Origin of the sequence: Enterovibrio makurazakiensis (assembly GCF_050336585.1) — a bacterium.
GTDB lineage: Bacteria > Pseudomonadota > Gammaproteobacteria > Enterobacterales > Vibrionaceae > Enterovibrio > Enterovibrio gelatinilyticus.
Map to the genome: position 1 here is coordinate 49,685 of NZ_JAKJSE010000037.1, position 6,000 is coordinate 55,684.

A 6,000-nucleotide genomic window follows, 5' to 3' on the forward strand; every position below is an offset into this window, starting at 1 on the left:
AATTCATTAGATCAAAAGGGTCGATGCGCGTCATTCTCATTGTTTAGAAAAGAGATTTTGTGGGGATTCGCTAGATTGCAACGTTATGTGAAACGGTATCAACTCAACTTCAATAGAAGCTTTCAATTATGGATGTAGTATTTACCCCTGTAGACCTCGAAAGTTCAGTGAGCACCTGTATAGCATTTAGAAAAGATGCGTGGATCATCAGTCATGGCACTGAGGAGGGGTTTTCAAAAGAAGAGGCGGTACGTTGGTTTCGCTCAATAAAGGAGGAAAGCCCATTTGGATTTTTGCATATATGGTATGAGGGGATAGTTGTTGGGCAACTGGAGTTCATGTCAAATATCAAAACCTCAGACAACCAAAAAGCTGGTTATGTAAATCTGTTCTATCTCACTCCGGAGTACAGAGGTATAGGTTTAGGGCAAATAATCCATGATTACGTCATCAATGAGCTAATAAAAGCTAAATGCATCGGCGCAATGTTACGCTACATCCCCGGTAATGCCAGAGCAGAGAACTTCTACCTGAAAAATGGGTGGTACAAGTCGGGTGATGCTGAACCGAAACGTGGTCAGCTTATGCGTAAAGATTTCATAAAATAGCTTGTATAACAATAGCTTAAATGGGGATAAAAACACTGGGCCATTTTCTGGTCTTTTCAAATTTTGGCGCGTAAGGTGGTTGTTTCGAGTGAATCGTGTTTTTTAGCCCCTTAAGACGACGTTAAGCATCAAAATCATGTGTATCGATATAGCAAAGAGTGTCCAGAGAGCAATGCTTGGTGAAGTTCCGCCAACGTTAAGATATGTCTATGCATCTTTAGAGTCAGGTATGCTGAGCTTTCACGCTGTCTTCACCGACGATGCCACTGATGACCATCTTGAGTCTGCTAGTTGCGTGTTGACCGAAGTGCTAGCTGATTGTCCAGCCACAACTCAGCTTTGTGAAAAAATTGAACGTAATAGCGCAGCACCGTGGAAAATCGGAACTGGCGAAAATTTATTGTATTTAAGGTACGGTGAACTCGACAATGTTTAACAAAGCAATCAAAGGCGCCACTTCGAGGCTGGACCTACATTCCGCGGCTTCGCCGCTCACCATTGAAGGTGTTGCAAACAAGACATCAATGGCTAGGAAAGACCAAGCATCCTGCGGGCTGTTTGCAAAGGAAAAACGCGAGGTTCGGCTAGTCAAACAGATTGGGTGGTAGCTTTATAACAAAGGTTGTCAAGGCGGGCGCAAAACATCTCCGCAAATTTTTTATATCAACTTATGGCGTTTACGGTGACTTTCTTGCGTGAAGCTTATGTTTTACGCACCTTAAGCCGACGTTATGTTTCAGGAGAGTCATGGCTTTTACTAATTGCTCAAGGTGCGGCGAATCATTTCATCTAAGAATCACCTCTTCCGAGTCAATTGAGGAATTGAAACGAAAAGAGGATGCCGGCGAAGTCCTTTGTATTAGCTGTTTCAGAACAATCAAAGAACATGATGTAGTCGAGATAGTATCACTGAACAAAAACGTTCCAGAGGCTCAGATCGGCGATAGCGGTGCAGTTGTGATGGTACATGATAATCGAGCTTTTGAAATCGAATGTGTGCTCAGTGATGGCTCTGCTAAATGGCTGGGGTCATTCAGTAGAGAACAAATAAAGTGGTTGCAATCACCCAATGAGTAAATCACATAACAATGGCCATCAACGGGACACTTTGTCAATGCGGCAGCTTTTCAAAGTGTTGTGAATACAAAAGATTAGCGCAGTTTTGGGCGGTTTGGTAAGCGCCCGTTATTGCGACGTTAGGGTTTATATGAATGTTGAGCTACTTGGCATATCAAGTGATCAGTTAGAGCCTGTTGATTCGGGGTATCCTGAAAATTTCGAAAACTTCGATATTTTATTCGAACTGGATTTATGCTTCGAAAATCATCGAGCAGACAGCGTGCATTTTGAGTTTTATGTAGCGTCTCCCAAAGCTATGAGTTGTCGTCCAATAAATTGCTTTTCACCCCCGACATTAGTTATCGAAGAGTTCGATTGGGACATAATAAAAAGCCAAGTGTCAAAGTTGCTTAATCATGCGAATGCTTCAAAATCATGGGTGGAAGTAGCTACAAGATTAAGTGGCCAAATTAGGCCAGTAAGCTTGAGTTGTTTTCCATGGTCTTAACCCTAACAAATAATAATAAGTGTCGCGCAGCCAACACTTTATTTGGGTGTTGGACAAGCCCGTTGCTGCTTTATTAAGTCAATTGCTCGGGTGAGCGCCGGATGGATGTATGCCCGCCACTGATTAATCACCAAGCAACTTTGTGATTAYGATAACTACCAAGCGAAAATGTAGGGGCTGAATTGGCGTGTTTKTTTCTCTGGTGGTCATTGAACCGATGCGACGGAGTTTCGACGCACAAGCGTCGGAGAGAAAATGATGGATTCAGGTTCAACCGATTCAGAGCGTGCCAAAGCYAGCGCTAACCGAGCCGCTTTATCTGCCATCATTTGAATGGGATAACGCACCGTGGTGAGGCGAGGGTGAACGTAGCGAGCAATTAAACCATCATCAAATCCCATCATGGAAACTTGCTCAGGCACTTTGATGCCATGCTCATCCAACACAGATAGCGCACCAGAAGCCATGTAATCGTTGTAAGCGACTACGCCCGTTATCTCCAAAGACTTGGCTAGAAGGCGGGTCATGGCGACTTCGCCACCTTCGCTGTTTGGTTCGTTATATTCGATGTACTCGTTGTGTTCGACATCGTTGCTTGAGAGCGAAATATCGTGGTCGCTCAATGCTGCGAGATAGCCAGCGACGCGATCGGACGCATCTTCGATATCATGTGAAGAGGCAATACACGCGATCTTGGTATGACCCTGTTGGATGAGGTACTCCGTTGCCAGATAAGCCCTTTGAGTGGATAACTAACGCCTCGCAACGGTTGTTGATGAGTAGTTCAATGGCGTTGCGCTCTTCTTCATAATGATTTCATCCACGAAAACCAAGGAAGCGTTGCAAGTGGAACGAAGCCAGTTGGAAAGATGATGGCAGAGACTTGATGAAAGATGTCAATAAAACGCGAAGCTGGGGTAATCATGGCATGGCGGTTTACCGTGCTTATGACTTGGCAAAACAATTTGGCCACCTTGGCGTAAAAGCAGATGTGTTTACCAGTAAAGGTAAAGAATACATCGCCATCACAACCAAGAATCATTCAGACAAAGTACTCCGTCATGTTCTGGTGAATGGTGTCCGACTCAAGGTTAACGGGCATAAATACCGCATCAACAACCCAAAAGGTCATTCAGCTTGGGTTAACCCCACAAAGTCGTGCGACTGCTTTCAAAGGCGGTGAGGTACTCACTTTCATCATCTCGGCAGGAATCAATACCAATGAACTTGTGTTCAATGACGAGTATTATTGGCAGGATTGGTTTGGTAATCGTCGTTGGTGTTTCTTTTTGCGTCAATTATCTTTTTGACGAATGGAATGTGTCACAGAAAACAGTTGAGTTACTAGAGAATGCAACCACAGATTGAAGTACCGCGCAGTAAATCAATTCCCGCATTTGCAGTTTTATTGTTGCTGCTTGGAGGGATCTGGCTTGCTCTCTCTAAGGATTTTATCGTTACCTTAGATGACATAAATTCCGGAAAGGAGATTGTTGACATAAATGTTTATGGGCTATGGCTACCTTTAGGCATTTTTGGCATTTTCCCCTACCTTTTTGTGGGATTTGGCGTGACTATTGCCACCAAAAAGAAAGCTTCTGATGTATGGGGGCAGAAAGGGCAAATGGCCTCAAACATCGTTGTAGGTATGTTTGCAGGGCTGGGAATAGTGTTCGCTTTTGTTTGCTTCAGTTGGATGGTTAACACACTAGAAAATACTGGCTACAATTATTGCAAACCACTCAGTCGTATCAGTGCAATGGGTCGGCATGACGTCTATGTTGCTAGTCCTGAGTTATGCTCTAAAAAATAGTATTTATTCTGTTTACCCAAACTCAGCTTTTCCGAATCTAAGGGCATAGAGCATACTCAAACGGGTCGATCCATTCTGGCTCGTCCATGACCCTTACGCGACCTAGCTTCATTTCAGGCATGGTTGTTAGAATTCTCCATGTACCATACTTTTTCACAGTTGAAACATACATCATAAGGAAAGGTGTCGCATAATACCGAATTAGCTTGATTTTTTGGTTCTTTCGCAAGCTTATTTTTGGCACTGTAAGAAAAGTTTAAAAAAGGGAAAGCCAAACTTAAGATAGGTTGGCTTAATATTGGTGGACACTATGGGAATGTAAATAGACTACTTTGGTATCCAATACATTGTTACATAAGGAGTGGTAACGATGAGGTTTCAAATCGATCTCGGTGTTATTTTTTGAGGTAAAGCACTATAAATTCAGCTTCACGCAACAAGTCAAAGCACACGGAGTTGGTAAGGCTTTCTCCTCTTTCCTGAAAGGAGTTCAATTTTATCGAGTCGACGTTTGAAACGTCATATGCACTGATATGACTGAATTGGAATGAAATTAGGCTCTAAGGTGAGCCTTCAATCAACCAAAGATAACTTTAGTTATCTTAAGGATTTTAAGCCGAAATAGTGTCAATTGTTGCAGTGGTAGATTTCAAAATAAGCGTGATTTCCAATGTTTTTAAAAAGGAGATGGTAGATAGTGACGGATAGTGTCAATCGAGAAGACATGAGCTATGAAAATATAAGACAAATGTTGAACTTATATGAAATTAAAGCTGAGCTTTGCCATGGCCCACATGAATATTTGAAAATTGATGGGCCATCAGGTCACCCCCACATATTGGTTGTGGATAGTGAGAAGATGTTATTAATTTTCCAGATGAATTTTCGTTTAAGTTTTGAAGAGAGTCTAAGTAGAGAAGAAAAATTAGCATTCGTCAATAAGCTTAACAGTTGTGTAGTAGTGTCTCGTTTCTTCATACCTAGCGATGCTGATGAAATGCTCTCATCGAATTACTGTATTGATTATAAAGATGGTGTGACGTCGTTACAAATAATAGATGGATTATATGCTTTAGATATGTATACAACTTACGCGCTAGAGATTTGTGATGCGACAGGATTAACTACGCCACCATGCTAACGATTTATCTTTACTGTGACAGAAAAGCAGAAAAGCAGAAAAGCAGAAAAGCAGAAAATTGAAATCTTAAAGATAAAAAATGAGATAAATAAAAAATGACAGATATTATCGCGCCAGACAGAATGAGTCATGAGAAAATTAAGGAAATACTAATTGACGCCAATGTTAAAGCTGAATTCAATGGTGATACTGATGGGTTTGTTACAGTGACAGGGCCTTCAGGGTTTGCAAGTTTTATTACAATAAGTGACGAGCATATGTTAATAAAATATGAGGCTGTTTTTGAGTTTCGTGAACATGGTGGTATTGGAGAGAGGTTGGAGTTAGTCAATAAACTAAATGAGATGGTTGTGTTTTCTCGATTTTTAATTCCTTTTGATGACGATAAGATGTACTCAGATTACTATATTTCTTATGAGGAAGGTATTACGTCAAAACAAATAATCAACAGTATGTGTTGGTTTGATAATGTGACCTGGAATGCAATTGCTACTCTTGATGAATCAAACTTGGTTAAGGTTGGAGAAAAAAGCAAAACGAGTTCAACTGAGCACTTTGTCATCTATGCAATATTTTTTATTGTTTGTATTATATTTTTGGCTAGTTATTATTAATAGACTTCAAAGTATCAACAGGTAGGATTGATTGTTTACGGCGAATTTCGTGCTGTTGGTTTCGCGAAAAAGAGGCATCGAAAAACAAAGAATAGAACACCGCATTTTTCTTATCCCCCTTTGCTGGAAACCCGAAGGAGCGGATGCCTGAGGGTATACCCCTAGCACCAAGCAACTGTGTCATTATGATAACTACCAAGCGAAAATGTAGGGGCTGAATTGGCGTGTTTTTTTCTCTGGTGGTCATTGAACCGATG

9 protein-coding genes and 1 pseudogene are annotated in these 6,000 nt (G+C 41.4%); 8 read left to right on the forward strand and 2 right to left on the reverse strand.

Going from position 1 to position 6,000, the window contains the following annotated elements; all coding sequences use genetic code 11:
• The first annotated feature begins 128 nt into the window (after positions 1 to 128).
• The 4 genes from L4D06_RS23300 to L4D06_RS23315 all read left to right on the forward strand — a co-directional run bounded on the left by L4D06_RS23300 (position 129) and on the right by L4D06_RS23315 (position 2,175).
• The gene (locus L4D06_RS23300; RefSeq protein ID WP_429741716.1) at positions 129 to 608 is read left to right on the forward strand and encodes a GNAT family N-acetyltransferase; all 480 of its coding nucleotides are present in this window, start codon (positions 129 to 131) and stop codon (positions 606 to 608) included.
• 136 nt (positions 609 to 744) lie between these two features.
• Positions 745 to 1,044, forward strand: a complete 300-nt coding sequence (locus tag L4D06_RS23305) for a MafI2 family immunity protein (RefSeq protein WP_429741718.1) — start codon at positions 745 to 747, stop codon at positions 1,042 to 1,044.
• A 311-nt stretch (positions 1,045 to 1,355) separates the two neighbouring features.
• Positions 1,356 to 1,685, forward strand: a complete 330-nt coding sequence (locus L4D06_RS23310) for a DUF4926 domain-containing protein (protein WP_429741720.1) — start codon at positions 1,356 to 1,358, stop codon at positions 1,683 to 1,685.
• 130 nt (positions 1,686 to 1,815) lie between these two features.
• Complete coding sequence (locus tag L4D06_RS23315; RefSeq protein ID WP_429741722.1) at positions 1,816 to 2,175, forward strand: Imm8 family immunity protein; 360 nt, start codon at positions 1,816 to 1,818, stop codon at positions 2,173 to 2,175.
• Positions 2,176 to 2,381: 206 nt separating this feature from the next.
• On the opposite strand, the pseudogene L4D06_RS23320 reads toward L4D06_RS23315, so the two are convergent.
• Positions 2,382 to 2,982, reverse strand: a pseudogene (locus L4D06_RS23320) (substrate-binding domain-containing protein); the annotation flags it as partial.
• A 79-nt stretch (positions 2,983 to 3,061) separates the two neighbouring features.
• Here L4D06_RS23320 and L4D06_RS23325 point away from each other — a divergent pair.
• The 4 genes from L4D06_RS23325 to L4D06_RS23340 all read left to right on the forward strand — a co-directional run bounded on the left by L4D06_RS23325 (position 3,062) and on the right by L4D06_RS23340 (position 5,743).
• Entirely contained in the window at positions 3,062 to 3,358 is a 297-nt protein-coding gene (locus tag L4D06_RS23325; protein ID WP_429741724.1) for a hypothetical protein, read from the forward strand.
• Between the two features lie 168 nt (positions 3,359 to 3,526).
• Positions 3,527 to 3,988 (forward strand): DUF1240 domain-containing protein, encoded by a 462-nt coding sequence (locus L4D06_RS23330; RefSeq protein ID WP_429741726.1) that lies wholly within the window; start codon positions 3,527 to 3,529, stop codon positions 3,986 to 3,988.
• A 697-nt stretch (positions 3,989 to 4,685) separates the two neighbouring features.
• Positions 4,686 to 5,129 (forward strand): hypothetical protein, encoded by a 444-nt coding sequence (locus tag L4D06_RS23335; RefSeq protein ID WP_429741728.1) that lies wholly within the window; start codon positions 4,686 to 4,688, stop codon positions 5,127 to 5,129.
• 95 nt (positions 5,130 to 5,224) lie between these two features.
• Positions 5,225 to 5,743, forward strand: a complete 519-nt coding sequence (locus L4D06_RS23340; RefSeq protein ID WP_429741730.1) for a YbjN domain-containing protein — start codon at positions 5,225 to 5,227, stop codon at positions 5,741 to 5,743.
• On the opposite strand, the gene L4D06_RS23345 is transcribed toward L4D06_RS23340, so the two are convergent.
• On the reverse strand, positions 5,730 to 6,000 hold a 271-nt coding region (locus tag L4D06_RS23345; RefSeq protein ID WP_429741732.1), incomplete at its 5' end, for a hypothetical protein. The two genes, L4D06_RS23340 and L4D06_RS23345, sit on opposite strands and share 14 nt — an antisense overlap.

What these genes read in the sequence shown, in the direction of transcription:
- L4D06_RS23305 (WP_429741718.1), top strand. Translation starts at nt 745, where the DNA reads ATGTGTATCGATATAGCAAAGAGTGTCCAGAGAGCAATGCTTGGTGAA.
- L4D06_RS23325 (WP_429741724.1), top strand. Translation starts at nt 3,062, where the DNA reads ATGAAAGATGTCAATAAAACGCGAAGCTGGGGTAATCATGGCATGGCG.
- L4D06_RS23340 (WP_429741730.1), top strand. Translation starts at nt 5,225, where the DNA reads ATGACAGATATTATCGCGCCAGACAGAATGAGTCATGAGAAAATTAAG.
- L4D06_RS23315 (WP_429741722.1), top strand. Translation starts at nt 1,816, where the DNA reads ATGAATGTTGAGCTACTTGGCATATCAAGTGATCAGTTAGAGCCTGTT.
- L4D06_RS23310 (WP_429741720.1), top strand. Translation starts at nt 1,356, where the DNA reads ATGGCTTTTACTAATTGCTCAAGGTGCGGCGAATCATTTCATCTAAGA.
- L4D06_RS23300 (WP_429741716.1), top strand. Translation starts at nt 129, where the DNA reads ATGGATGTAGTATTTACCCCTGTAGACCTCGAAAGTTCAGTGAGCACC.
- L4D06_RS23330 (WP_429741726.1), top strand. Translation starts at nt 3,527, where the DNA reads ATGCAACCACAGATTGAAGTACCGCGCAGTAAATCAATTCCCGCATTT.